Raw genomic sequence first — 26,244 nt, 5'->3', positions numbered from 1 at the left:
GACGCTCATTTACGTCGCATCAATAAAACACCCGACATTCACTACCGGCCCTCTTTTCAAAGGGGCGTGAATGTGGCTTGACGCACCTGGGGGAATCGCATGCGCAACGTGTCTGCACGCAAAACGACCATCGCAGATCCCAGTAAGAGCGTTCCTGTAGCGCCTGGAGCCCTCCCGGTCGTGGGGCACGCGGTGAAGGCACTCCGTGATCCGAGGGCATTCGTGCGTTCGCTGCCCGCACACGGCGACATGATGCGCGTCACCGTCGGCCCGCTCAAGGCGGTGATGGTCTGTGACCCGGAACTGATCTCACAGATACTTCTCGACGATCGCACCTACGACAAGGGCGGCCTCCTGTTCGACAAGGCCAGGGAGGTGTTCGGCGACGGTCTGGTGACCTGCCCGCACGCCATGCACCGACGGGAGCGCCGGCTGGTTCAGCCCGCGTTCCACCGCAACCGGCTCTCCGGGTACGCCCGGGCCATGACCGAGGGGACGACCCTGCGGACCAGTCGGTGGCGTGATGGTCAGGTCCTGGATGTGTCGGCGGAAATGCTGAGCCTGACGATGCACAACATGTTGCAGACGATGCTCGGCGGGATGGTGTCCGCGGAGGATCTGCGTCAGACGGTCGACGACGCCATCGTGGTGCTGCACGCGACGTACCGGCAGACCTTCACGCCGGCGGTCCTGAACCAGATTCCGACCCCCGGCAACCGGCGCTATCAGCGGGCTGTGGCAGGACTCCACAACACCGTGACCGACATCATCGCCAAGGCCCAGGCGGCCCCGGCGGACCATGGGGATCTGCTTTCGGCGCTCCTGACACCCCGCGATCCGGGCAACCCCGGTGAACCGGCCGACGGCAGCCAGAGCGAGCGTCTGAGCAGCGCCGAACTCCGCAACGAGGTCCTGACCTTCCTGGTGGCAGGTTCGGAGACAACGGCGATCGCCTTGTCATGGGCGCTGTACCTCATCGCCTGCAATCCGGATATTCAGGAGCGGCTGTGGGCCGAGACCGATCGCGTCCTGGACGGCAGCCCGGTGTCCCACGACCACCTGCCCGACCTCAAAATCGCCAACCAGATCATCACCGAGGCGCTGCGGCTGTACCCGCCGGCCGGGATGGTGTGGACCAGGATCGTCACCGCGGACACCCGCCTGGGCGGCTATGAGATCCCGGCCGGGACGACCATCGCGTACAGCTCTTACGCTGTGCACCGCCAAGCGCGCTACTACACGGACCCTGACGTCTTCAATCCTGACCGCTGGGACGCCGAAGCGCTGCATTCGACAACGCGCAACAAGGCCTATCTCCCCTTCGGCGGCGGTGCACGCAAATGCATCGGCGACCAGTTCGCCATCACCGAGGCCGTGCTGGCACTTACGGAGATCGCCTCTCGCTGGCGCCTGGAGACCATTCCCGGGCAGAAGCATCCGGCCGTCACCATCTCCATGGGACCACGTCATCTCAAGATGCGCCTGACTGCCAGGACCGCGTCAGAACGCACATCGTAGCGCGAACCCGCGGACCTTTTGGGGGCAGTGAAGCAGGCTCTGCCCCCCAGGGAGACCGGTAAGCCGGTCGCACAGGTCGCCCGTGCCCTGGGGTGAGGAAGCCCCCACGGTTCACGGAGAATATCGACCCCCGTTTCCGGCGACGCGGTGGTGCTTTTCGGCTTCGGCGAATTCCGGGCCCTTTACGTGACGCGCCAGAAGGCCCGCGCGGACATCGGGCATCTGAGCATCACAGGCAGCCGCGTGTATGACCACAGGATCCCCTGTCCGAAAACGCGAGCAGTCACGCACATGAAAAGCGCAAGCGGTCACGCGTGCGAAAAAATACGTGAAAGGCAGGCGCAGTGATGGTGAGTGAAGAGCGAGACGACATGAGTGCTGCGAGGACTGCCGAAGGGTCCGGCGAGCCCGTTGCGGTGATCGGGGTGGGGCTCCGTCTCCCGGGCGGGATCACCACGTTGGACGGACTGTGGGAGGCCTTGGCCGCCGGCAAGGATCTGGTGACGTCGGTACCGGGTGACCGGTTCAGTACCGATGATTTCGTCGTGAGCGATGGTGCGGTCCGACCGGGGAAGGCGTATACCGGGGCGGCCGGAATCGTCGGGGACGTGTGGGGGTTCGACCCGGAGTATTTCGGCATCTCGCCGAAGGAGGCCGGCCAGATCGACCCGCAGCAACGGCTGCTGCTGGAGTGCGCCGTGGAGGCCTTCGACGACGGAGGCGTGGATCCGCGGCTGCTGGCGGGTGCGGACGTGGCGGTCGTGATGGGGCTGACCGTTCAGGACTACTGGGGGCTGCTGACCCGGCGTCCCGGGGTGCTGAATTCGTTCGCCCCCACCGGAACGGGGGCGTTCAGTGCGGCGAACCGCATGTCGTACCTCTTCGATTTCCATGGGCCGTCCCAAACGGTGGACACGGCGTGTTCGTCGTCCTTGACGGCACTGCACATGGCGGCCGAGATGGTCCGTTCGGGCCGCTGCGAGGCCGCGTTGGCCGGCGGGGTGAATCTGGTGCTCGGCCCCGGCGGACACGTCATGTCCAGCCAGGCGTCGATGCTCTCCCCGACGGGGCGTTGTCACTCGTTTTCGGAGAACGCCGACGGGTTTGTCCGGTCGGAGGGCGCCGGGGTGGTGCTCCTGAAACCGTTGAGCCGTGCGCTGGCTGATGGTGACCGGGTGCACGCGGTGATCAGGTCCTCGGTGGTCAATTCCGACGGCCGGACTCTGGGGATGTCCATGCCGGGTGCGGATGCGCAGGCGGCGATGCTGGAGCGTGCGTACGCCGAGGCCGGTATGCGCGCTGACCAGGTGTCGTACGTGGAGGCTCACGGAACCGGGACGGCCGCGGGCGACCCGACGGAGTGCGAGGCTCTGGGGCGGGTTCTGGGGCGGCGGCGCGGTGGGAAGCCTTTGCCGATCGGGTCGGTGAAGTCGAATCTGGGGCACCTGGAAGCCGCTGCCGGCATGGCGGGACTGTTCAAGGCCATGCTGGTCCTGCGCGAGCAGCGGGTGCCCGCCACCTTGCATGCGAAACCGTTGAACCGGGCGATCGATTTCGGCGGGCTGGGGCTCGACCCGGTGACGGAGATGCAGCCGCTGGACGGTGGGCCAGGCGCGCGGCGTATCGCCGGGGTCAATTCGTTCGGTATCGGCGGCTCGAACGCGCATGTGGTGCTGGAACTGCCGGATGCGCCGCCCGCCCCGGGCGTCACCGGGGACGATGCCGCGAAGACCGAGGGCAGGCGGCCGGGTGTGGCCGTCCCGGTGGTGGTCACCGGCCGGACGGAGGCGGCGCTGCGGGAGTCGGCGCTGGCAATGGCCTCCCACCTGGAGGGCCTTGACGATTCCGCCCTGGTGGATGTCGGGTTCACCACGGCGCGGCGTCGCGAGCGCCGTGAGCTGTGCACCGCCGTGCTGGCCTCCAGCGGCGCGGCGGCCGCGCACGCACTGCGGGAGACGGCGGAAAACGGCGCGTCGGACGAGACGGCATCGGCCGTCAGCATGGCCCGGGGACGTGTCGGGTTCATCTTCAGCGGAAACGGCACCCAGTGGCCGAGGATGGGTGCGGAGCTGCTGGGGCAGGACGCTGCCTTCACCGCAGAGGTTCGGGCTGTCAGCCGCGAACTTCAACCGCTGCTGGGCTGGTCGGTCGAGGCGGAAATGGCGGCGCCCGACACCGGACGGTGGGCGCTGACCGAGGTGGCGCAGCCGATGCTGTTCGCCCTGCAGGCCGGACTGGTCATGTCGCTGCGCGAGCGGGGCGTGCGACCGCACGGGGTCGCGGGGCACAGCGTCGGCGAGGTCGCGGCCGCCTACTGCGCCGGAATCCTGGACCGTACCCAGGCATGTCGCGTGATCGCGCACCGCAGCCTCGCGCAGGCGCCCACCTTCGGGACCGGGCGGATGGCGGCGGTGGGGCTGTCGCCCGCGCAGGCTCAGCGGTTGCTCGACGAGACGGAGGCGAGCGACCGTGTGGTGATCGCGGCGGTGAACTCCGGCCATGACGTCACCCTGGCCGGGGACAGCCAGACATTGGAGGTCCTTGAGGATCGCTGTGTTCGCGACAGTGTGTCCTTCCGGTTCCTGCGCCTGGACTACCCCTTCCACAGCCCGGCCATGGATGCTGTCCGCGGCCCGCTGCTGGACGGCCTCGGAGAGCTCGATGCCGGCCAGGGCGACATCCCGATGGTCTCCACCGTCACCGGCCGCGCGCTCGCGGATCACGAGATGGACGCCGACTACTGGTGGCGCAACGTGCGTGAACCGGTCCAGTTCGCCGCGGCGGTCGAGGCACTCATCGGTGAGGAGCACGGCTGTGACGTTCTGGTCGAAGTCGGCCCTCACCCGGCGCTCAGCGGCTACCTGCGTCGCATCGCCGTCGATGGGGGAGCGCCGGTGGAGGTGGCGTCGACCCTGACCCGGATCAGCGCCGGCCCACAAGCGCTGAACGGCACCGTGCTGCACGCGGTCGCGGCCGGCGCGCAGCTGGACTGGGAGCGGTTCTTCCCCCGGGGCGGACGCGTCGTGGACGTGCCGGCCTACGCCTGGCAACGCCGGCGCTACCAGCTGGGAGACCCCTCGTGGTGGTCCGACCACGAGATGGCGCCGGCGACCCAGCCGGTTCCGTCCGATCCGCTGCTGGGCCGGCGCCTGCCCGCGGCCGACCCGACGTGGGGGCGGGAGCAGGGCGCGGCCTGGATCGCTGATCACAAGATCGGCGACGCCGTCGTCATGCCCGGCACGGGCTTCCTCGACATGGCGCTGTCGGCGGCCCGCGAGGTGTCCGGCGGACCCGTGGAACTCCTCGACGTGTCCCTGACCAGGTCGCTGGTCCTGCCCAGCGATCCCGGATCGGCTCCGGTACGCACCACCACCACCGTCCGTCCCGATGGGACCTTCGTCGTCGCCGGGCACACCGGTGCGGACATCGAGGCCGTCCAGCACGTGAACGGGCGGTGGCGCGGCCTGGCCGACGTCAGGCCTGACCCGGTCGACGTGGCCGCTCTCGCCGGCCGCATCAGCGAACCCGTGGACGCGTCCGACCACTACCGGGCCTGCGCCGCGGTATCGCTCAACTACGGGCCGGCGTTCCGCACGCTGGCGACGCTGACGGTCAAGGACAGCGAAGGGCTGGCCGGGCTTCATACGGACCAGTTCGCCGGCGCCGAGCATCAGGCCCGTGTCGTGCTCCTCGACGGCTGCCTCCAAGCGATGCTGCCGCTGTCCGCTCACGTCGTCTCCGGCTCCGCGCAACGTTACGTTCCGCACCTCCCGGTGTCGGTGGGGAGCGTCCGCGTCTGGGGTCCCCTGCCCGCCACCGTCACGGCGTACATGCGGCTGACGTCCGTCACCGAGACCGGCCTCATGGCTGACATCACCGTCTGCGACACCGACGGAACAGTCCTGCTCGACCTGGGGGACGTATACGCGCGGCGCATCGAGAACAGCGGTTCTCCTGCGCCCGAGCTCTACACCGAGGTGCTCAGGGCCCGCCCGCGGATGACCGCGCTGCCCGGCACCCCCTCTCCGCTCCCCGCGCCCTCACGCGTCATCGATCAGTGCGTCCCGGTCGTCGCCCGGCTCGACGACGCGTTCCGGGACCGTGGCTATGACGGCCACATGGAAAGGGCTCGGCAGCTGAGCGCGCACTACATGGCGGCCGCGGTGAGCAGCATCCTGGAGTCCGCGGTGGCACGAGGTGCGATCAAGGCCGACGGACCGGCCGATGGACAGGCCTTCAGCCTCGACGACCTGAGGAGCGCCGGCGTCAGGGAGAGCCTGTGCCCGTTGGTGGAGACGATGCTGGCGATCGCGGTCCGGTACGGGCTGCTGACCGCTCGTGCCGACGGGAGCTGGTGCCGGAGCGCAACCCCGGTTCCCGAGGAGCTTCTGCGGGACAGGCTGAAGGAATTCCCGGAACTCGTCGTGATGTGGCAGGCCGCCGCGTGGGTCGGGCGCAGCCTGCCCGCCGTCCTCACGGGTGAGACGGAGGGGCTGGAGGTGCTGTTCGGCGAATCCGGTCCCATCGCGGCACAGGTGTACAACCACGATCCAGGGCTCACGTACCTGTCCGACGCCGCAGTGGCATACATCCGCGCCGCCTTGGCCGACTGGCCGGCCGACCGGCCGTTGCGGATTCTGGAGATCGGCGCCGGCACCGGCGGCTTCACCGCTCGCATCCTGCCCCACCTGCCGCCCGAGCGTACGCACTACGTGTACACCGACGTCTCCTCGGCGTTCTTCCCCAAGGCCGAGGCCCGGTTCGCCGCCTTCAACTTCCTCGAATACCACGCCCTCGACCTGAGCGCCGATCCCACCGAGCAAGGGTTCGCAGCGGGATCCTTCGATCTCGTCATCGCGAGCAACGCCCTGCACACGACGACCGACATCACTCAGGGACTGCGCAACGCCGCCACGCTCCTGGACGACAACGGTCAGCTCGTCGCCCTTGAACTGCACACCAATTCCTACGTCGCGACCCTGTTCGGCATACTGGACTCCTTCTGGGATGCCTCCGACACCGATCTGCGGCCGACCGGCGCGGCACTGACCCGCGACCAGTGGCCGTCAGTGCTGGAGCAGGCAGGGTTCTCCACCAGCGCGTTCCTGAGCGCACAGCCGGAACACGAGGGCATTCCCGCATCGGTGATCGCGGCGGTCCGCGCCACGGGCGTTCGACCCGGCAGCACGCCGCCGGAGCAGGACGCAGACGGCGCGATCCCCCCGTGCCTGCTGATCACTGAGAGCGGGGACGGCTCTGGCGAGCGCCTGGGCGACTTCGTGGCAGCCGCCCTGACCGCCACGGGAGCACGCGAGGTGGTGCTCTCGGATCTCCAGCCGCAGACGGACTGGGCGGCTCTGCTGCCGGCCGCGGGGCCGGTCGACATCGTCCTGATAGCCGACGACACCGAGCAGACGACAGTCGAGCAGACGACCGCGCGTGCTGCCCGTGCCTGCGCGCAGCTGAGCGCCCTGGCCACCGCCTGTGCGCAGGCCGGCGGAGATCTTCAGCCCACCCTGTGGCTGGTCGCCGGCACGACTTCCGACAGCCTGGACGCCCCGATGACACATACCGGCGCGGCCCTGTGGGGTGCCACCCGCACTCTGGCCAACGAACAGGCGCTGCTGACCGTCCGCAGGATCCGTGTCGTCAGCGGCACCGCGGAGTCGGCACAGCAGGCGGCCGGCCACGTCGCGTACGAGATCACCCACCTCGATGCCGAAGACGAATGCGTGATCACTCCTCGTGGGCGCTTCGCTGTGCGGGTGCGGGCGCTGCCCGAAACCCGGCAGACACGCGCCCACGGCGCCACTGAGCAGTTCGCACTGGCCGTCCACGGCGAAGCAGGCACCCCCCACAGGCTTGTCTGGCAGGACCGCGGCGTCCCCGCACCGGGGCCGGGTGACATCACCGTCCGCGTGCAGGCCGCGGCCCTGGGCGGCCGTGACGCTCTCTTCGCCACAGGGCGCCTGCTCCCGCCCCGTGGCGCGCGGCCGGGCGACGTCCACCTCGGCTGCGAAGGCGCGGGGATCGTGACCGCCGTCGGAGACGACGTCACCGGCATCGTCCCAGGAGACCGGGTTGCCGGTATCACGCCCGGCGGCTGGCTGGCCTCGCACATCAACCTGCGCGCCGACCGCGTCGTGAAGCTCCCCGAGCAGGTCAGCTTCGCCGCCGCGGCAACCCTCCTCATAGCTCAGCTGACCACGCACCACGTCCTGGGACACCTGGCAGGTCTCGGTCCCGGCGACAGCGTCCTCGTCTTGGGTGGAGCGGACGGTACGGGACTGGCGGCTGTCGACTTCGCGCAGCGCGCCGGAAGCCGCGTCATCGTCGGCGCCCCCACACCGGCTCTGCGCGCCCTGCTGGATCTTCCGGGCGTCGAGCAGGTGGTGGACTCCGGTGCTCCCGGCTTCGCCGAGGAGGTCCGGCACGTTGCCCGAGGCGGCGTCGACGTCATACTCAATCTCGGCTCCATCACCGCGGACCTGCGCCAGCGTGCGCTGGACCTCCTGGCGCCCGGGGGACACTTCTTCGACGTCGGACCGCTCGCCGCGTCATCACCGACGCCGCTGCACATGCCGCCCCTGGACCGCGACGCCACCGTTCACGCCATCGACGTCGTCGGCTGGTTCGAGCAATCCTCACTCACGGTGGACCGCTGCCTGCGGGACCTGCAGAAGGTGATCGACAGCGGCGAATGCCGCCCGTTGCCCCACATGGTCTACCCCGCCGACAAGATCTACGAAGCCATGGACGGCGTCCTGGCCGGCCAGCTGGCCGGGAAGACCGTCATCGTCCTCGACGACGGGGTCCGGCTCGATCGCGCCCCCGAGGCGCCGGTGCTGGATCCCACGGCAACCTATCTGGTCGTCGGAGGACTTGACGGCTTCGGAGCCGAGACCGCCCGGCACCTGGTCCGCCGGGGAGCGCGGCACCTCACGCTCGTCAGCCGACGGGGCACCGCAGGCAACCAAGACGCCGCCGCCCTGGTCAGCAGCCTGAACGACCAGGGAGTCCAGGTGGACGCGCGCGCTGTCGACATCTCCGACCCGAAGACCGTCGACCAGCTCTTCCGCGACCTCGACGCAAGCGGACGCCGGCTCGCCGGGGTGATCCACGCCGCCATGGTCCTCGACGACGACGAGATCACCGACCTGTCCGTCGAGCGGTACCTGACCGTCCTGAACCCCAAACTCACCGGAGCGCTTCTCCTCGACGCCCACACCCGCAACCGCGACCTCGACTTCTTCGCCATGTACTCGTCGTTCGCCGCGTTGCTGGGCAACAGGAGGCAAGCCTCGTACAGCGCCGCCAGCCTCACCTTGGAGAACATCGCGCGCGAGCGCAGGCGGGACGGCCTGCCCGCCTGCGTCCTGCAGTTGGGCGCCATCTCCGACGCCGGGTACGTGCTCCGCACCGGAATCACCTCGGTGATGAGCGACTACGGCATCCTTCCGATGACCTCGTCCCAAGCACTCGACCGCCTCGACATGCTGCTTCTCCACCCGGACACCACGGTCACCGCGGTCGTCGCCGAATCCAGGGGCCGTGAGCAAGCGCTCATGGCCTTCCTCCCCACCGTCACCGCGCCCCGTACGGCCACGCTGGTCCACACGCCGGATGCCGGCGCCGACGACAGCCTCCTGCCGCGCCTGCGGGCCGCCGCCACCGCGGAGGAAGCACGCCCGATACTGCTTGAGGCCCTCACTTCCTGGCTGGCCTCGGGTCTGCACACCACACCCGATCGCGTCGACGTCAGCCGCCGCATCGATCAACTCGGCGCCGACTCCCTCACCGCCACCGAACTCATCGGCCACATTCGCCGCCACACCGGTTGCGCGATCGCCGCCTCCGAAGTCATGACCGCACCTCTCACCAGCATCGCCGCCACCGTCCTCCACCACCTACGCCCCGAGAGCCAGTCCTGACACACCCCGCGTCGGGGTGCAGCTGACCTGCTGGGTCGCGGCCATGTCGAATCGGCCGCGACCCAGCAGGTCATGAAGGTGCCTGGTGGTAGCAGCCGCTACTCCTGGCGGCTATGAACGGGCAGATATCCCGGGAGAGAACAGATGCCGCTCACGACAGCCCTCGCCTTTCCGCCCTTCAGCAACCCTTACCCTCCGGGGATCCTGCGCACGCTGGCTCACACGAACGCGAGCGTGGCCGCCGCCCTTGAGATGACAGACCAGAAGCTCGCGGAAATCGGCCAGCCACCTGTGACAGGCAGACTCACCACCGGAGCTTCCGGGCCGGCCCCCAGCCTGGAAACCGAATACGTCCACAACCTGGTTGCGGCAACGCTTGTCCCGTATTCCGTATATGCGTCGCTGGAGCTGAAGGTTCAGCCGGCCATCCTTCTCGGGCATGGCGCAGGGTTCAATGTCGGGAGTGTCATCACTGACCTCATGTCCATGACGGAAACAATCGATGTTCTCCTCACGGGCTTCCTCGAAGCCAAGAGAATCTCACTGCGGGGCGGAATGCTCGCCCTCGCCGTCAACCGTCAGACCGCTGCGGCGATGTGTCGGCAGCTCTCGGAAGACGGCCTCCACGTCGGCATGATCAATACACCGAACCAAACGGTTGTCTGTGGGCGATTCGACGACCTGGACCTACTGGAGAGCCACGCGGAACGCAAGGGAATCTCCTGCAGGCGTCTTCCTGCCCTCCTCCCGATCCATACCCCCCTGTTCAAGCCGGCAGCCCTTCAGGCGATCCTCCGGCAAGAAGAACGAACCGTGCAGCCCGTGCTTCCCCCTCTGTACTTCACCACCGAATGCCGACCCATCGTTGAAACTGACACAGTGCGAAACGCGTCACTCACCATCTGGACCAAACCCGCGAACCTGATCGAATCCGTCACGGACCTTCAAGAGAACTTCGGTGTCAACCACTTCATCGAAGTCAACACCACCCCGACGCTCGCACCGATGATCATCCAAAACGCGCGCCCGGGCACCCGGGTCGACGGCCCGCCGCCCGGCATAACGGATGCCGCAGACGTACTCCCATTCCTCACCGGCGCTCACTGACCTCGATCTCGCATGACGGGCCTGGAACGAAGCAACTACGTTTCCATAGTTGATAGTCAGCGGCTATCAAGATCAGTCCGATCCTGACTTGGACGGCGACTTGCTCCGGGACATACGGTCCTGTGCATGACAGGCCAACCCGCATTAACGGCCCCGCCGTGTCCGGCTCCTCGGCAGGTGACGGTGCCCTCACGGCCCCGCGTGGGCCCTCAGCTTCTCCGCCTCGGTTCCGCCGCCTGCGCCGACCCTGAGGCCCGCGACTCGGTACGGATCAGCTTCGTCCGCACGAGGCAGCCGGTCGCCGTGACCACAGGGATCGACGGGGTGACGCTCCAGGCCCTCCAGGTCGCCGAGTCGGACGAGCCGTGGGCGGAAGGGGTCCGGACGCACATCCGTCCCGGCCTGTTCGACCACTTCACGACCGGGACCAGCCGATGAGCACTACCCGGGAGCGCTCCGAGGCGCGGCTGCTGGTCCCTTCCCTGATGTTCATCGCCCTGGTCGTGGCGGCAGTCGCCAGCCTCGGCGCACCGCTCATCACCAGCGTGGCGACCACGTTCCACGTCTCACTCGACAGCGCCCAGTGGACGCTGACCATCGCGCTGCTGAGCGGCGCGGTCGCCACGCCCTTCCTCGGCCGGCTCGGAGCCGGCCCGCACCGACGAGCCACGATTCTCGCCACGCTGGCGGTCGTCGTCGTAGGCAGTGCGCTCACCGTACTGCCGCTGCCGTTCGCGTGGCTGCTCGTCGGCAGGGCCGCACAAGGCGTCGGGCTCGGTCTGACGGCACTGATGATGGGCGTGGCCCGTGATCATCTCCCCGAGGAACGCAGCGCGCCCACCATCGCCCTGGTCTCGGTGGTCTCCATAGTCGGAGTCGGTGTCGGCTACCCCCTCGCCGGCCTGCTCGCCGAGCTGGGCGGGGTGCGTGCCGCCTATGGCCTCGGTCTGTTCGTCACCACCATCGCCTTCCTGGCCGCCTGGCGCTCCGTGCCCACCGCCCCCGAAGGCCGCTCCGCCCACGTGGACGTAACGGGCGCGCTCCTCTTGGCGGGTGGACTGTTCCTCGTCCTGTTCCTCGCCGGCGAGCGGAGCCTGTGGAGCCATCACCTCGCCACGGCGGTGGTCCTCGCCGTCGCCGCCGTGCTCCTGCTCTGCCTCTGGACCGTTTCCGGGCTGCGCGGTAAGACGCCCCTGGTCGACCTCCGGGCCCTACGGCACCCGGCGGTCGCCGGAGCGAACCTCGCCATGTTCGTCGGTGCGATCGGCATGTACATCCTGCTCACGCTCATCACCCGGTACGCGCAGACGCCGCACAGCGCCGGCTACGGCTTCGGGCTCACCACCTTCGTCGCCGGGCTGGTCCTCATCCCGTTCTCCGTGCTGGGGTTCATCGCCGGCAAGCTCACGCCTCGGATGCTCCAACGGATCGACGCCCCCTGGCTCTTGGGCGGCAGCGCTGTCGTCATCGGTGGCGGTTTCGTCCTCTTCGCCGCGGCCCGGTCGAACCTGGCCGAGCTGTTCCTGGCGATGAGTGTGCTGGGCTTCGGTGTCGGCAGCTTCTCGGCCGCCATGCCCGGCGTCATCCTGGCCGCCACCCCCAAGAGCGAGACGTCCAGCGCCATGAGCTTCAACTACGTGGTGCGCAGCGTCGGGTACTCGCTCGGCAGTGCCATCGGTGGCCTGGTCCTCGACGCGGGCACCGACGCCGGCCATGTCTTCCCGAACGACAGCGCCTACACCACGGCGGCGTTGGTCGGCATCGCCGCGATGGCGATCACGACGATGACCAGCCTTGTCCTGGCCCGCCGACGCTCACCCGAGCCCGAAACGACGGTCCCCTCAGCCGGCGCGCCGAGCTCATGACGGCTATGACATATATGAACCGCCGTACGGTGCTTGCCTCCGCTTTCGCGACCGCTGCCGCGGGAACGCCACTGGTCACCGGAGTGGGGGCGAGCGCGGCGCATGCCGCCGGCGAGGACGACTTCTACAGATCGAACACCGACCTCTACACCCAACTGTCCGGGAGGGAGGGTGCGGACTTCGGCCGTCGCTACAAACGGCACCAGATGCTCGACAGCGATCTCTCCGGCACATCACGTTTCCATCGCACGACCGTGATGGCCCTGCATGGCGGCGGTATCGAGATCGGTACCTCCGAACTCTGCCTGGGCATAGCCGGGTACGACCCGGAAGACCTGTCGGTCTGGACCCCGGACGGCGGGCCCGTGCACGACTACTGGATGTTCGAGGGCCTCCTTTCCGCCGGCAACAGCAAACTGCACGTCACCTCGAAGAACTGCGACGACCATGTCGCCCTCTCCATGGCCGCGAGCAGTCTCAACGTCCTCAGCCTGCATGGCTGCAAGGAAGAGCAGGCGGGCGCCGCCATGTCCGTGGTGGTCGGCGGACTGAACACCGCCTTCAAGACGTATCTGCACGAGGCGCTGTCCTCTGCCGGTTTCAACACCATCGACGGATCCACCAACGACGACCTCGCGGGCATCAACAGGTCCAACCCGTGCAACTTGACCATGCTGAACATGGGCGGGCAGCTGGAGATCACCACTGATCTGCGGCAGAGCCTGTTCGGTGACTACAGCAGCCGTGCCGCGCGTGCCGGGAGCGCGACCTCCGACGCCGACTTCGTCCGCTTCACCGGCGCCTGCCGCAAGGCGATCGCCCGCCTCGAGGCACGCGCCGACCAGCAGATCCTCTGAACGGTCAGCCAATGACCTTGTCGACAGGGGTTGTGGTCGACGTATATGCGCATGTCGACCAACTTGTCATGGGTGAGGGTGAAGATCGAGCAGGCGGATGTCAATGGCCTTTCACATAAGGTCCCGCACCTGCCCGGGACCTTCGAGGTCCCGGGGGGGGGCGGCTGGAACGGGTGAGTGAGGGTCAGGGCTTCAGCAGGGTTTTGACGGCGCGGCGCTCGTCCATCGCCTGGTAGCCCTCCGCGGCCTGGTCGAGCGGGAGCGTGAGGTCGAAGACCTTGCCCGGGTCGATCTTGCGGTCCCAGATGAGCTGGATCAGCTCGGGCAGGAACCGGCGCACCGGAGCGGGTCCGCCGAACAGGTGCACCTCGGCGAAGAACAGTTCCTCGCCGGGCAGCTCCACCCCGTGCGCCACGCCCACGAACCCCACGTGCCCGCCGGCGCGGGTGGAGCGGATGGCCTGCATCATCGATTCCTGCGTGCCGACGGCCTCGATCACGCTGTGGGCGCCGTACCCGCCGGTGAGCTCCTTGATCCTGGCGGCGCCCTCGTCGCCGCGCTCCGCGACGATGTCGGTCGCACCGAACTCGCGGGCGAGCTTCTGCCGCGACTCGTGGCGCGACATGGCGATGATCCGCTCCGCGCCCAGCTGCTTCGCGGCCAGAACGGCGAGCAGACCCACGGCACCGTCACCGACCACGGCCACGGTCTTGCCCGGCCCGGCCTCGGCGGCCACGGCTCCGAACCAGCCCGTTCCGAGCACGTCGGAGGCGGCCAGGAGCGAGGGGATCAGGTCGTCGTCCGGCATGCCGGGGGTGGCGACGAGGGTGCCGTCGGCCAGCGGCACCCGCAGGTACTCCGACTGTGCCCCGTGAGCACCGACGTACTCGGCGTGCGCGCACCGCGACTGGTAGCCGGCTTCGCAGATCTCACAGGTGTTGTCCGAGGCGAAGAACGACCCGATGACGAAGTCACCGACCGCGACGGTCTTCACCTCGTCGCCGATCTCGGTGACCACGCCGACGTACTCGTGCCCCATCGGGGTCGGCTGTGCCACTTCGTTGACGCCGCGGTAGTCCCACAGGTCCGACCCGCACACACAGGTGGCCGACACGCGGATGATCGCATCCGTCGGCGCGACGATCGTGGGGTTCTCGCGCTCTTCCACCCGGACATCGCCCGGGGCATGAATGACAGCTCCACGCACTTGCAGACATTCCTTTTCACACAGGTTTTCTGGGTTGCCCGGCCACCGTGCCTGGCCTCGCGGGCGCCTGCCAGGCCCTGTCAGGGACCCCCTCATCAGGAACAGGAGTCCTAGCCTTGAAGCCATGGAGTTCCAGCAGGAGATCAAGGGCTTTCTCATGAGCCGCCGGGCGCGGATCACGCCCGAGCAGGCCGGACTGCCCTTCGTCGGAGGCAACCGCCGCGTCAAAGGACTGCGGCGCGAGGAAGTCGCGATGCTCGCCGGTCTGAGCGTCGAGTACTACACCCGCATGGAACGCGGACAACTCGGCGGCGCGTCCGAGAGCGTCCTCGACGCGATCGCCCGTGCCCTGCAACTCGACGACGACGAGCGCGCCCACCTGTACGACCTGGCACGCAACGTCGCACCCGGCTCACGCCGCAAGCGCCCCCGGCGCACCTCACCCATCACCGCGTCGGTGCAGCAGGTCCTCGACTCCATGAGCGTGCCCGCCGTCGTGCAGAACGGCCGCCTCGACCTCCTCGCGGCCAACGACCTGGGCCGCGCCCTGTACGCCGACCTGTTCACCATGGCCCAGCAGCCACCGAACTTCGCCCGGTACGTGTTCCTCGACCCGCGCGCGGAGGCCTTCTACGCCGACCTCGACGAGGCCAAGGACCTGCTGGTCGCGGTACTGCGGGCGACCGCCGGACGCGACCCGCTGGACAAGCAGGTGACCGAACTCATCGGCGAGCTCTCAGCCCGCAGCACCGACTTCAGCACCCGCTGGGCCAAGCACCACGTGCGCCGCCACTCGCGCGGACGCAAGGTCGTCAACCACCCGGCCGCCGGCACGATGGAGCTCGCGTACGACGATTTCGCGCTGCCGGGCGATCCGCACGTCTCCATCACCACCTACACCGCGGATCCCGGTACGCCCAGCGCTGACGCTCTCACCCTGCTGGCGACCTGGGCCGATACCCAGAAGCAGCCGCAGACCATGAACGACGAAGTGCGCCGTACTCGCCCTCGTCACCCTTAGGCGCCCGATCCGCTCGGCCGGGCCGGCGACGTCGGCCTGAGGTTCCTCACTCGAACGCTTCCCACGAGTCGGCCCCCTCCGACATGGGCGGGCATCTTCCCGTCGATGACCCTGCGGTGACCGGCCCAACGGCCACCACGGCTACCGGACTTCGGCAGATGCGGCCTCAGCCGGGCCCTTTACGCGTTCCTTCAGTCCCCGCCTGCGGGGACCCACGGAGGGAGGTGTCCAGAGCAGTCATGAGCTGCGCAGCGCGGCTCTTACCGCTGGGCGCGAGAGGGTACCGCTGGAGGATATCGATCAGGGCCGGTGTGGCCCGTTCGCGGGCCTCTTCGATCGCCCTGCTCCCGGCCAGGGGATCCTCGCCTGCGCCGATCTCGGCGATGCGTGCCGCATTCGCAGCGGCGCGCAGGATGTGGCCCACTTGGTGAGCCTTCGCGATCGGGTGCAGGTAAGCGGCAGATGCGGCATCGCCGGCGGCTTGCGCGGCGAGGCGTGCAGTTTCAGTGGCAGTCTCCTTCGCCGCTCGGTGAGCGTCCATCGACGTGGTGCGCTGAAGCTTGGTCCTGGGCGCACCGTTGATGAACTCCCATGCCGCATCGATGGCCGCCCGCGGTCGGGTGTCACCGGGGTTGGCATCCTCGAACACCGGGAGAACGACCTGCGCTGTCTCGGCGACGTAGCGCGCTACGACTCGCAATTCGTCCATGGACAGTCCGAAGTCACCGTTGACGCTCGTCACGAAGGCGATCGTCGCACAGTCAGGAGCATGTGTGCCGAGAAGGGCGCCTGACGGGCATATACCCTGGTCAGGCGCCCTTCCCCTGCGTCTAGAAGAAGCCCAGCTTCTGCGGCGAGTACGACACCAGCAGGTTCTTGGTCTGCTGGTAATGGTCCAGCATCATCTTGTGCGTCTCCCGCCCGATGCCCGACTTCTTGTAGCCGCCGAACGCCGCGTGGGCCGGATAGGCGTGGTAGCAGTTGGTCCACACCCGGCCCGCCTTGATCTCGCGGCCCAGGCGGTAGGCCGTGTTCCCGTCGCGGGTCCAGACGCCGGCGCCCAGGCCGTACAGGGTGTCGTTGGCGATCTTCAGGGCCTCGTCGACCGAGTCGTAGGTCGTCACCGAGACGACCGGGCCGAAGATCTCCTCCTGGAAGATCCGCATGTCGTTGGTGCCGCGGAAGATCGTCGGCTCGATGTAGTAGCCGCCCTCGAGGCCGGGCACCGCGCGCGGGGTGCCGCCCGTGACCAGTTCGGCGCCCTCCTTCTTGCCGATGTCGAGGTAGGAGAGGATCTTCTCGTACTGGTCGTTGCTCGCCTGTGCGCCGATCATGGTGGCCGGGTCCAGCGGGTCGCCGCCGACGATGGCCTGTGTGCGCTCGACGCAACGGGCCATGAACTCGTCGTAGATCGAGGAGTGGACCAGGGCCCGGGACGGGCAGGTGCACACCTCGCCCTGGTTGAGGGCGAACATCACGAAGCCCTCGACCGCCTTGTCCAGGAAGTCGTCGTCGGCGGCCATGACATCGGGCAGGAAGATGTTCGGGCTCTTGCCGCCCAGTTCCAGCGTGACGGGGATGATGTTCTCGCTGGCGTACTGCATGATCAGGCGTCCGGTCGTCGTCTCCCCGGTGAACGCCACCTTCGCCACGCGCGGGCTGGAGGCCAGCGGCTTGCCCGCTTCGACGCCGAAGCCGTTGACCACGTTGAGGACACCCGGGGGCAGCAGGTCCGCGATCAGGTCGATGACGTAGAGGAGACTGACCGGGGTCTGCTCGGCCGGTTTGATCACCACGCAGTTGCCGGCCGCCAGCGCGGGTGCCAGCTTCCACGCGGCCATCAGGATCGGGAAGTTCCACGGGATGATCTGGCCGACCACGCCCAGCGGTTCGTGGAAGTGGTAGGCGACGGTGTCGGCGTCGATCTCCGCGATGCTGCCCTCCTGCGCGCGGACGACGCCGGCGAAGTACCGGAAGTGGTCCACGGCCAGCGGGATGTCGGCGGCCAGGGTCTCCCGGACCGGCTTGCCGTTCTCCCAGGTCTCGGCGACCGCGATCTTCTCCAGGTTCTCCTCGATGCGGTCCGCGATCCGGTTCAGGACGCCCGCGCGCTCCGCGGCGGGGGTGCGACCCCATTTCTCGGCGGCCCGGTGCGCGGCGTCCAGGGCGAGGTCGACGTCGGCCGCGGAGGAGCGGGCCACCTCGCAGAAGACCTTGCCGGTCACCGGGGTCGGGTTCTCGAAGTAGCGGCCCTCGACGGGGGCGACCCAGTCGCCGTCGATGAAGTTGTCGTAGCGGCGGGCGAAGGTGACGATGCTGCCGTCCGTTCCGGGCTGCGCGTACACCATGGCGGCTCTCCTCGGTGAAGGGCGGGGGAGGGGCGGGTGCGGGCCACGCCCCGTGACAGCCCTCACTGTGCTGCCCGGAGGTTGGCGCAAGGTTGGTGCCGTGACGGGGAGTTCAGTCGCGCACGGCCGTGGTCAGCCGGCCCGCCGCGATCGCCCGGCGGGTGTCGCCCGGGCCGAGCAGACGCAGCGCGTGCGTGTGGATCTCCGCGTCGTACGGGGCCCGTTCGCCGTAGCGCAGGGCGTGCTCCGGGCGGGTGCTCGCCAGTACGGCCTCGCGTACGGCCACTTCGAGGCGGGTGCGCCACTCCTCGATGCCGGGTGCTTCCGAGCGGGGAAGCAGCGGGCCGCCGTACAGGCGCAGGGCGGTGTCCGTGTCGCCCCGTTCCAGTGCGCGCAGGACGCCCGCCGCGTCGCAGGACACCGGGACCGTCAGGGCGTAGCGGCGGGCGGCGATGCCGCCGTCCAGGGCGCGCCGCAGGTGGGAGATCTCCGCCTTGAAGGTGGACGCGGTGACCGGCCGGTCGCCGTACAGGGCGGCGCGCAGCCGCTCCGGCGAGAAGCCGTCGGGTTCGAGCGCGAGCAGGGTCAGGATCTCCAACTGGCGGGGACGCAGAGGCAGTGGCCGCCCCTCCCGCACGGCCTTTTCGGCGCCCAGGCAGGTGAGCCGCACTCCGGCCGGGCGAGGCTGCTCCGAGGCCAGGCGGGCCTCGATCGTGGACACCAGTGTGCGCACGGTGGACATGGCCAGCGGGTGCGAGCGGTCCCAGGTGGTGGACAGGTCGAGGACGCCGAGGACACGGCCGTCCGGACCGTGTACGGGGGCGCAGTAGCAGACCCAGCCGTGCAGGGCCGACACCAGGTGCTCGGCCGAGAAGACGGAGCTGGGGCGCCCGGTGCGCAGCGCGAGGGAGAGCGCGTTGGTGCCCATGGCCTGCTCGTCCCACCGGCCGCCCGGCGCGAAGTTGACCTGCTCGGCCTTGCGGCGCATGGCCGGGCCGCCGCAGGTCCACAGGATGGTGCCGGACTCGTCGGTGACTGCCGTGACGAATCCGGCGTCCTCGGCGATGCTGTGCAGCTCCCCGGCGAGGCCCGAGACCGGCCGGTGCAGCGGTGACGACGTCCAGCGCTGGTGCACCGGGCCGCCGTCGGTGACAGGGGCGCTGTCCCGCCCGGGGTCCACGCTGCCCAGCGAACGCGCCCAGGACTCGGTCACCTCGTGGCGCAACGCCGCGCTGCCGCCCGGCCGGGCGCCCGGGACGCTCAGCCGGGGCACCCAGCGGGACCACTCGTGCTCCAGCACGGCCCTGCGCTGCCGGAGGTCAGGGCGCTGTGACATGGCCTCTCCCTGCCGTCGTACGGGGAGGACCGGTTTCGCCGCGCGGTTGGCGCGGTCCCCGCCCGGTCCTCGGCCTGAGGTCAGTGTTACCGGACGCGTACGGCCGGGGTCGAGGAAACCGTCAGAGCCGGTGACCGCCGTTCCGTATGCCGGCCCGGAAGCGGCGCCGTGCGGGCCCCGGAACGAGCCCCGGCGAGGGACCGCGAAGTGATCCCGCTCTGAACGGACGACCGCCTGACTGGATGTTTGTCCGGTACCCGCGTGCCGCCGTACGGGTGACGGGTTCACTCGACCCGACGGACGCGGCCCGGCACGCGTACCAGCGGCGTACGGCATCGCGTTTGCCTGGCATGGACAGCAGTGAGACGGCGCGGCGCCCTCTCGGGACCGATGCCGCGCCCCGGTCGTATGCCGAACTCACCAGCGGATACGCAGGCCATCCGCCCATCTACGCGGCGCTGGTCGCCGAATGGCAGGCCCGTGGACACGACGTCCCGGAGCACCGTGACGGTCAGTGGGTGTCCTTCGCCGCCCCGTCCGCGAGCGAGACCTGGGCCGCCCTCACCACCTGGGCCGCCGGCCGGCACCCGGGCACCGCCGTCCCCGACGGCCCCCGCCTCACCAGCGGTCGGCCCCCACGTGCTCCGCGCTGACCGGCGCCAGCACGGCGAGTGTCCCGGTGGCCTCCCGCAGGGCCGACTCGAGCGTGCCTGGGGTGTGCAGGGCGCCGGTCCCGTCCGGCGGGACGAGCCACTCCAGGCGTCCGGCCGGACGGTACGGCGGTGGCACGGCTACCCAGGAACCCCTCCCGACGTGCCGGACACCGCACCCGACCCACTCGCTGACCGGATCCGGCGGCAGGAAGAACCCCACTCTGCGTGCGGCGCTGTCCACCAGGGTGGGGCCGGGCGTCTTCAACGGGTCGCGCCACAGGATGTCCAGGGCGAGCAGGCCGAGCCGGTCGGGAACGCTTAGCACGTCCCAGTAGCGGCCGGCCGCCACGAGTGCCGTTCCCGTGCCGTGGTCCCACTCCCGTTTGCACTCCTGGGGGTCGGTGGCGGCCGCGGCGAGCCACTCGACGGCTTGTTTCCACATGACGCTCTGCATGGTCACCCCAGGCACAGTCGGCAGCGCCACGAAAGGCGCACGCGGGACACGGTCCGGTGACCCGCGGGGCTTCGGACCCCGCGCGCCGGTCCGGCGACGACCTCCATGTTTGTGGATATTTCTACGCGCTGGAAGGGGTGGCGCGGCCTGGCGTTTGCGTGGGGGATGCCCCGGTCGAAAGGGGGCGCCCGACGGTGGATCCCGTAAGAGCCCGATCAACTTCGTACGCGTCCATGCCGCAACCCGGGCGAGCCCGGTGAGGAACCGCCCACCCCGGAGGTTCCCAACCGCCCCTGCGCGACGACCTGGACGGAGTGAAGACGCCCGGGCAGCTCGCGGACCGCCTCGCGGAACTCGTCGCCCGTCTCGGTGAGGCACAGGTGCCGGCCGAGCCGTATGAAGACGTGACGGAGTGGTTCGAGCGGCTGGAGGCGGTCTTGGCGGAACTGGCAGAGGGGGCCTGGAGGTTGCCACCTGCGCAGACCAAAGCGGAGGGTGCCTCGACGGGCCGTCGGCCGTCTGCGGCGCCGTCGGGGCTGGTCGCGCAGCTCCCCGCGCCCCTCGCAGGCGATTCGCGCGCCGCCGCTCTGAAGGCCCTGGGCGACATGCTGCCCGCCCTACGCGCCACCGCCCCCACCCACCGAGGCGCAAGCGCCCGTCAGCTCCCCGGCGCCGACACCGCACGCCTCCTCGCCGCCCTCGACCCCGGCCCGTACCTGCGCCGCTGGAACCACCGCGGCGGCCTCAGGCGCAAGGGCCGCAGCACCGAACCGCGCGGCGGAGCCGTCCCCGTGACGGAGGGGAAGGGGCGTCGAGTGGCCGGCCGACCCGGCCCGCCGCCCCGCTCCAGGGCCCCGCCGGGGTCGGCCGGCACTTCGCCCCACTGACCCTGATCAAGGGGAAGGGCAGCGCGGTCGACCTGCGCCTGGCCCTCGGCCCGCTGGCGCGCAGCATGCCGGCCGCGGACGAGGCGGCGCTCGCCGCGGAAGAACAGGCCCGCCGTGAGGAGCTGGCCGCCGAGGACCCCTCGCGAGGGCGGTCCCAGACCACCACGGAGGCGGAAGCCGCCGTGGAAGGAGACAACTGATGGCAAAGCCGCTGAGCGCGTCCAAGCTCGTGGAGATCCTCCGCGCCGAGGGCGTGACCGTCCACGAGGTCCGCAGCTGGCGCACCCACAACCGCAACAGCAAGGGTCCGTGGGGCCCGGTGAACGGTGTGATGATCCATCACACCGTCACCTCCGGCACCGCCGCCTCCGTCGACATCTGCTACGACGGCCACTCCAACCTGCCCGGCCCGCTGTGCCACGGTGTCATCGACAAGAAGGGCGAGGTGCACCTGGTCGGCAACGGCCGGGCCAACCACGCCGGGCTCGGCGACAGCGATGTCCTGCGCGCCGTGATCAACGAGTCGAAACCCCCGGCCGACAACGAGGCGGACACCGACGGCAACCGGCACTTCTACGGCTTCGAGTGCATCAACCTCGGCAACGGCAAGGACCCGTGGCCCGAGGCGCAGAAGGAGGCCATCGAGAAGGTGTCCGCGGCGATCTGCCGCCACCACGGCTGGTCCGAGCGGTCCGTCATCGGCCACAACGAGTGGCAGCCGGGAAAGGTGGACCCGCGCGGATTCACCATGGACAGCATGCGCAAGCGCATCGCCCAGCGGCTGAAGGGCGGCGGGGGCGGCACCAAGCCCGCTACGGCCCCGAAGCCGGCGCCGAGGCCGTCCTACGAGCCCTTCCCGGGCGCCGCGTTCTTCCACGTCGGGCAGCGGTCCCCGATCATCACGGCGATGGGCCGCCGCCTGGTCGCCGAGGGCTGCGGCCACTACGAGGAGGGCCCCGGCCCCGACTGGAGCGAGGCCGACCGCCGGTCCTACGCGCTCTGGCAGCAGAAGCAGGGCTTCTCCGGCCGGGGCGCCGACGGCATCCCCGGCAAGGTCACCTGGGACCGGCTGAAGGTGCCCAGGTCGGGCAAGTGAGGCCCGTGCGCCCCTCCCGTGGGAGGGGCGCACGCCCGTCACCAGCGGGGCAGCTTCAGCTCGTACCCGGGCCGGAACCGCCGCATGTAGCCGGTGTCGTCCCGGCCGCGCATCCCGGAGTCGACGTAGCGCCGGTGGAGCTCCTCCAGCTTGTCGTGGTCGAGTTCGACACCCAGCCCCGGACCGGTGGGCACCTCGACCGCCCCGTCGCGCAGCTCCAGCACGCCCGGCACGATCACGTCGTCGGCCGAGTTCCACGGGTAGTGGGTGTCGCAGGAGTGGTCGAGGTCGGGGATGGCCGCGGCGACATGGGTCATCGCGGCGAGGCTGATGCCCAGGTGCGAGTTGGAGTGCATCGACAGGGCGATCCCGAACGCCTCGCAGACGGCGGCCAGTTCACGGGTGCGGCGCAGTCCGCCCCAGTAGTGGTGGTCGGTGAGCAGCACCTGGATCGCGTCCTGCTCGACGGCCGGCCTCAGATGCTCCCAGGCGATCACGCACATGTTCGTCGCGAGCGGCATGGGCGAGTCCTTCGCCACCTCCGCCATACCGGGGATGCCCTTCGTCGGGTCCTCCAGGTACTCGAGGACACCGTCGAGCACGCGGGCGACGTACTTCGACCTCTCGACCGTCCACGCCACGTTCGGGTCCAGGCGCAGCGGCTGCCCCGGGTAGGCCTCGGCGAGCGCCTTGATCGCGGCGATCTCCTCGTCGGGCGGGAAGACACCGCCCTTCAGCTTGAACGACTCGAAGCCGTACCGCTCCCGCATCAGCCGGGCCTGCTCGACGATCCCGGCCGGGTCGAGGGCTTCGCCCCAGTCGTCGCCGACGGCCGGGCGGCCGTCGAGGGCGGGGTGCTCGGCCCATTTGTAGAAGAGGTACGCGGCGAACGGCACCGAGTCCCGGACCCTGCCGCCGAGCAGGTCGCTGACCGGACGGCCGAGCAGCTTGCCCTGCGCGTCGAGACAGGCCACCTCCACCGCCGAGCTGGTCCAGCCGCGCTCGTGAGAGCTGGGCACGGTCGGCAGCAGGGCGGCATCGATCGCGGCGGCCACGGCGGTGCTGTCGAAGACGTGCATGCCGACGACCACCTCGGCGGCGGCCTGGAGCCGCTCCAGGCGCGCGGTGCCCCCCGGGGACTCGCCGAGACCTATCGTGCCGTCCTCCAGGACGAGTTGGAGGATGATCCGCAGGGCGAGCGGCTCGTGCACCCCGTTGGAGTTGAGCAGCGGCGGGTCACGGAAGGCGATCGGGGTGACGATCAGCTCACGGATGCGCGTGGCGCTCATGCGGCGGCCACCTCCAGGCCGTGGTCGAGGAGTTTCGAGAGCCGGGCGACGTGCTCCGGCGTCGGATCGAGCAGCGGCGCCCGTACCCCGAGGAGCCGCGAGACCAGGGCGTCGTCGTCCTCGGCCAGGGCCCGGTGGAAGGGCAGGGCGATCTCCGGGGCGAAGGCGAACACCGCCGAGGAGTACAGCTCGCCGCCGACGCCCTTGTAGGCGGGCGCGGTCATCTCGGCGCCTCCAGCCCCGAGACGGCGAGCGTGGCAGCCAGGCGGTGACTGCGTCGGCGATCCCGCATGGATGGTTCTCCGTTCACCGTTCATATTCGTGAACAGGCTTCACGAGTCTAAATGATCAGCCAAGCTACGGATCGCTTCATCGCCATGTCAATACATGGCTGAAAGTCTTCACCGACATCACACGGCACCGGAAGAGACGCTGGAAGAGCCCCAGGAGAACGACGACGGCCCCAACCGGATGAACCGGTTGGGGCCGTCCGAAAAGTGCGGCGCCGAGGTCAGGCGTCGCGTTCGGCGTTCTTCTTCTTGATCCGGGCCGCCTCCTTGCGGACCTCCGCCTGGGTGGCGCGCTCCCGCACCAGCCACTCGGGGCTGTCCTGCTTCAGCGTCTCGATCTGCTCGGTGGTGAGCGGCTCGGTGACGCCCCCGCGGGCCAGGCCCGCGATGGAGACGCCGAGCTTCGCCGCGACCACCGGGCGGGGGTGCGGGCCGTTGCTCCGCAGGTCCTGCAGCCACTGCGGCGGGTTCGTCTGGAGCTCGTTCAGCTCGGCGCGCGAGACGACACCCTCCCGGAACTCGGCGGGTGTGGCCTCGAGGTACACACCCAGCTTCTTGGCCGCGGTAGCGGGCTTCATCGTCTGGGTGCTCTGGTGCGACGTCATGGCGTCCAGGGTATCGAGCGTGTGCACGAGCGCCGACCACGGCCGGTAACCTGGCCCGGTGACAAGCTCGGATGATTCCCCCGCGTTCCGGCTCGTGTACGTCCCCGGGGTGATGCCCGACAAGTGGGTGCGCGTCTGGAACGAGCGGCAGCCCGATGTCCCGCTCACCCTGACCCAGGTGCCCGCCGGGGCGGCGGCCGGGCAACTGCTGGACGGGGACGCCGACGCGGGTCTCGTCCGGCTGCCCGTCGACCGGACGGTCTTCAGCGCGATCCCCCTCTACACCGAGCAGACGGTCGTCGTCGTCCCCAAGGACCACCTGGTCACGGCGGTCGACGAGGTGGCGCAGGAGGATCTGGCCGACGACATCGTGCTGCACCCCCTCGACGACGTCCTCGACTGGGAGGACCTCCCCGGGCGGCCCGCCTTGGAACGCCCCGCCACCACGGCCGACGCCGTCGAACTGGTCGCGGCCGGCATCGGCGTCCTCGTCGTGCCCCTGTCGCTCGCCCGCCTCCACCACCGCAAGGACCTCACCCACCGCCCCCTCAGGGACGCCCCCGAGTCGAGCGTGGCACTGGCCTGGCCCGAGGACGCGACGACGGACCAGGTGGAGGACTTCATCGGCATCGTTCGCGGCCGCACGGTCAACAGCACGCGGGGCCGCAAGCAGGATCCGGCGCGGGGCGCCACAGAGACCGACCGGTCAGACGCCCGGCGAAAGCCGATGCCCGGTAGGTCGGCGGCCGGGAGGTCCGCGGCGGCGAAGCGCACCGGGAAGGGCGGGCGCTCGGCCCCCAAGGGCGACAGGCGCGGCAAGCCCCGCCGCCGTTCCTAGCCGGTTCCGGGGCCCGCCGCGGGGGCGCGGCCCTCGAACCGTTCCTCGCTCAGCCGGCCGACGGACTCGGCTGCGGCGCCCCGTAGGACGGGTTGGGGGCGACCGTCTGCAGGTCCTTCAGGTTCTCCGGGACCTCCAGTACACGGACCGGCGCACCCGGCTGCGGCGGCGGGGGCGTCGTCTGGTCCTGGGGCAGCTTGGGCGGGGAGGTGATCTGGAGGTTGACCTGCTCGTGATTGATCAGACCGGTCTTCTCCAGGACCGTGATGTGGTCGAGCACGGTGTCGTTGGTCGTGTCGGCGAGTTCCCGCACCATGCTGTTCCGGGTGGTCGCCCGGATCTTGGCGATGGTCGGGAAGATGCCCCCGTGCGCGACGCGCATGAGCGTCACGGCCGTGGACTCGAACTCCTTGCCGGAGCTGCCCTCCGCCGTCGCCACGAACTGCTGCTGCTGCGGCGACGGCTCGTTCGGCAGGGTGATGCCCAGGTCCGTCGAGACCTTGCGGCAGCCCGCGTCGAGCCGACCGTGCCCCACGAGCAGATGCTCCGCGACCTCCTTCATCGCAGGCGACGTGCTCCGCTCCATGATCAATTGCCCCATCGGCTGCTCCCACAGCCCGGCCGCGCGCACCTTTACCACGAAGTCGCGATCCGCCTCGGTCAGCGGACCCCACTGGGTGTTGGCGATGATGCGGTCCTGGCCGGAAGCCGTGTTCTGCACACCCAGCATGCTGGGGTAGGCGAGCGCGGTGAGCGTAAGGATCAGCGCACCGCCCACGAACGCGGTTCCTGCGGTGCTGCGCGAGATGCGCATCGTGCCTCCTGGGATTGAACGGCCCAACACCAGGAAGTACGGATGCCGCGGGCGAAACAATCACCGCTGCCGCAAAAAAGTTCGTACTGTGTGCGGGCCGTCCACGACTGTGAACAGCCCGCCGCTGA

20 protein-coding genes and 1 pseudogene are annotated in these 26,244 nt (G+C 69.7%); 12 read left to right on the top strand and 9 right to left on the bottom strand.

The features are described 5' to 3' along the window. The first annotated feature begins 99 nt into the window (after positions 1 to 99). The 6 genes from ABEA82_RS16575 to ABEA82_RS16550 all read left to right on the top strand — a co-directional run bounded on the left by ABEA82_RS16575 (position 100) and on the right by ABEA82_RS16550 (position 13,278). A complete protein-coding gene (locus ABEA82_RS16575; RefSeq protein ID WP_345662247.1) occupies positions 100 to 1,518 on the top strand; it encodes a cytochrome P450 in 1,419 nt (472 codons plus the stop codon). A 347-nt stretch (positions 1,519 to 1,865) separates the two neighbouring features. Continuing rightward, positions 1,866 to 9,449 (top strand): SDR family NAD(P)-dependent oxidoreductase, encoded by a 7,584-nt coding sequence (locus tag ABEA82_RS16570; RefSeq protein WP_345662246.1) that lies wholly within the window; start codon positions 1,866 to 1,868, stop codon positions 9,447 to 9,449. A gap of 144 nt (positions 9,450 to 9,593) precedes the next feature. Continuing rightward, positions 9,594 to 10,556 (top strand): hypothetical protein, encoded by a 963-nt coding sequence (locus ABEA82_RS16565; RefSeq protein ID WP_345662245.1) that lies wholly within the window; start codon positions 9,594 to 9,596, stop codon positions 10,554 to 10,556. A gap of 303 nt (positions 10,557 to 10,859) precedes the next feature. Next, a complete protein-coding gene (locus tag ABEA82_RS16560) occupies positions 10,860 to 10,994 on the top strand; it encodes a hypothetical protein (RefSeq protein WP_345662244.1) in 135 nt (44 codons plus the stop codon). Next, a complete protein-coding gene (locus ABEA82_RS16555) occupies positions 10,991 to 12,421 on the top strand; it encodes an MFS transporter (RefSeq protein WP_345662243.1) in 1,431 nt (476 codons plus the stop codon). Before ABEA82_RS16560 ends, ABEA82_RS16555 begins: the two co-directional genes overlap by 4 nt. Positions 12,422 to 12,426: 5 nt before the next feature. After that, complete coding sequence (locus ABEA82_RS16550) at positions 12,427 to 13,278, top strand: poly-gamma-glutamate hydrolase family protein (protein WP_345662242.1); 852 nt, start codon at positions 12,427 to 12,429, stop codon at positions 13,276 to 13,278. Between the two features lie 184 nt (positions 13,279 to 13,462). Here the strand turns inward: ABEA82_RS16550 and ABEA82_RS16545 are convergent, their stop codons facing one another. Next, entirely contained in the window at positions 13,463 to 14,485 is a 1,023-nt protein-coding gene (locus ABEA82_RS16545) for a zinc-dependent alcohol dehydrogenase family protein (protein WP_345662241.1), read from the bottom strand. Positions 14,486 to 14,609: 124 nt separating this feature from the next. Between ABEA82_RS16545 and ABEA82_RS16540 the strand changes: the two genes are divergently transcribed. After that, positions 14,610 to 15,506 (top strand): helix-turn-helix transcriptional regulator, encoded by an 897-nt coding sequence (locus ABEA82_RS16540; protein ID WP_345662240.1) that lies wholly within the window; start codon positions 14,610 to 14,612, stop codon positions 15,504 to 15,506. Between the two features lie 166 nt (positions 15,507 to 15,672). On the opposite strand, the gene ABEA82_RS16535 is transcribed toward ABEA82_RS16540, so the two are convergent. The 3 genes from ABEA82_RS16535 to ABEA82_RS16525 all read right to left on the bottom strand — a co-directional run bounded on the left by ABEA82_RS16535 (position 15,673) and on the right by ABEA82_RS16525 (position 19,190). Continuing rightward, complete coding sequence (locus ABEA82_RS16535; RefSeq protein ID WP_345662239.1) at positions 15,673 to 16,248, bottom strand: putative immunity protein; 576 nt, start codon at positions 16,246 to 16,248, stop codon at positions 15,673 to 15,675. Positions 16,249 to 16,336: 88 nt separating this feature from the next. Continuing rightward, the gene (adh, locus tag ABEA82_RS16530; RefSeq protein ID WP_345662238.1) at positions 16,337 to 17,854 is read right to left on the bottom strand and encodes an aldehyde dehydrogenase; all 1,518 of its coding nucleotides are present in this window, start codon (positions 17,852 to 17,854) and stop codon (positions 16,337 to 16,339) included. A 112-nt stretch (positions 17,855 to 17,966) separates the two neighbouring features. Beyond that, positions 17,967 to 19,190 (bottom strand): transcriptional regulator, encoded by a 1,224-nt coding sequence (locus tag ABEA82_RS16525; protein ID WP_345662237.1) that lies wholly within the window; start codon positions 19,188 to 19,190, stop codon positions 17,967 to 17,969. Between the two features lie 350 nt (positions 19,191 to 19,540). On the opposite strand from ABEA82_RS16525, the gene ABEA82_RS16520 reads away from it, so the two are divergent. Next, on the top strand, positions 19,541 to 19,843 hold the full coding sequence (locus ABEA82_RS16520; RefSeq protein ID WP_345662236.1) for a hypothetical protein: 303 nt from the start codon (positions 19,541 to 19,543) through the stop codon (positions 19,841 to 19,843). On the opposite strand, the gene ABEA82_RS16515 is transcribed toward ABEA82_RS16520, so the two are convergent. Further along, positions 19,809 to 20,297, bottom strand: coding sequence for a hypothetical protein (locus ABEA82_RS16515; protein WP_345662370.1), 489 nt, complete (start codon positions 20,295 to 20,297; stop codon positions 19,809 to 19,811). The genes ABEA82_RS16520 and ABEA82_RS16515 overlap by 35 nt on opposite strands. Before the next feature lie 314 nt (positions 20,298 to 20,611). Between ABEA82_RS16515 and ABEA82_RS16510 the strand changes: the two genes are divergently transcribed. The 3 genes from ABEA82_RS16510 (at position 20,612) to ABEA82_RS16500 (ending at position 22,280) form a co-directional block, all read left to right on the top strand. Then, positions 20,612 to 21,184 (top strand): serine/threonine-protein kinase, encoded by a 573-nt coding sequence (locus ABEA82_RS16510; protein WP_345662235.1) that lies wholly within the window; start codon positions 20,612 to 20,614, stop codon positions 21,182 to 21,184. Between the two features lie 65 nt (positions 21,185 to 21,249). Continuing rightward, positions 21,250 to 21,384, top strand: a complete 135-nt coding sequence (locus ABEA82_RS16505; RefSeq protein ID WP_345662234.1) for a hypothetical protein — start codon at positions 21,250 to 21,252, stop codon at positions 21,382 to 21,384. Then, positions 21,384 to 22,280, top strand: coding sequence for a peptidoglycan-binding protein (locus ABEA82_RS16500; protein ID WP_345662233.1), 897 nt, complete (start codon positions 21,384 to 21,386; stop codon positions 22,278 to 22,280). Before ABEA82_RS16505 ends, ABEA82_RS16500 begins: the two co-directional genes overlap by 1 nt. 38 nt (positions 22,281 to 22,318) lie before the next feature. Here the strand turns inward: ABEA82_RS16500 and ABEA82_RS16495 are convergent, their stop codons facing one another. The 3 genes and pseudogenes from ABEA82_RS16495 to ABEA82_RS16485 all read right to left on the bottom strand — a co-directional run bounded on the left by ABEA82_RS16495 (position 22,319) and on the right by ABEA82_RS16485 (position 24,464). Further along, positions 22,319 to 23,569, bottom strand: coding sequence for a glucarate dehydratase family protein (locus tag ABEA82_RS16495; RefSeq protein ID WP_345662232.1), 1,251 nt, complete (start codon positions 23,567 to 23,569; stop codon positions 22,319 to 22,321). After that, positions 23,566 to 23,811: pseudogene (locus tag ABEA82_RS16490) on the bottom strand (5-dehydro-4-deoxyglucarate dehydratase); the annotation flags it as partial. The gene ABEA82_RS16495 and the pseudogene ABEA82_RS16490, both read right to left, overlap by 4 nt. A gap of 269 nt (positions 23,812 to 24,080) precedes the next feature. Continuing rightward, positions 24,081 to 24,464, bottom strand: a complete 384-nt coding sequence (locus tag ABEA82_RS16485) for a DUF5997 family protein (protein ID WP_345662231.1) — start codon at positions 24,462 to 24,464, stop codon at positions 24,081 to 24,083. A gap of 58 nt (positions 24,465 to 24,522) precedes the next feature. Between ABEA82_RS16485 and ABEA82_RS16480 the strand changes: the two genes are divergently transcribed. Further along, complete coding sequence (locus ABEA82_RS16480) at positions 24,523 to 25,302, top strand: LysR family substrate-binding domain-containing protein (protein ID WP_345662230.1); 780 nt, start codon at positions 24,523 to 24,525, stop codon at positions 25,300 to 25,302. Between the two features lie 49 nt (positions 25,303 to 25,351). Here the strand turns inward: ABEA82_RS16480 and ABEA82_RS16475 are convergent, their stop codons facing one another. Beyond that, positions 25,352 to 26,116 carry a DUF4142 domain-containing protein gene (locus ABEA82_RS16475; protein ID WP_345662229.1) on the bottom strand — a complete coding sequence of 255 codons (765 nt, stop codon included), beginning with the start codon at positions 26,114 to 26,116 and terminating at the stop codon, positions 25,352 to 25,354. Positions 26,117 to 26,244: the final 128 nt, after the last annotated feature.

It is taken from the genome of Streptomyces venetus, from assembly GCF_039540295.1.
GTDB lineage: Bacteria > Actinomycetota > Actinomycetes > Streptomycetales > Streptomycetaceae > Streptomyces > Streptomyces venetus.
The sequence above is the reverse complement of the archived record's forward strand: the minus strand, read 5'-3'. Positions and strand labels throughout refer to the sequence as shown.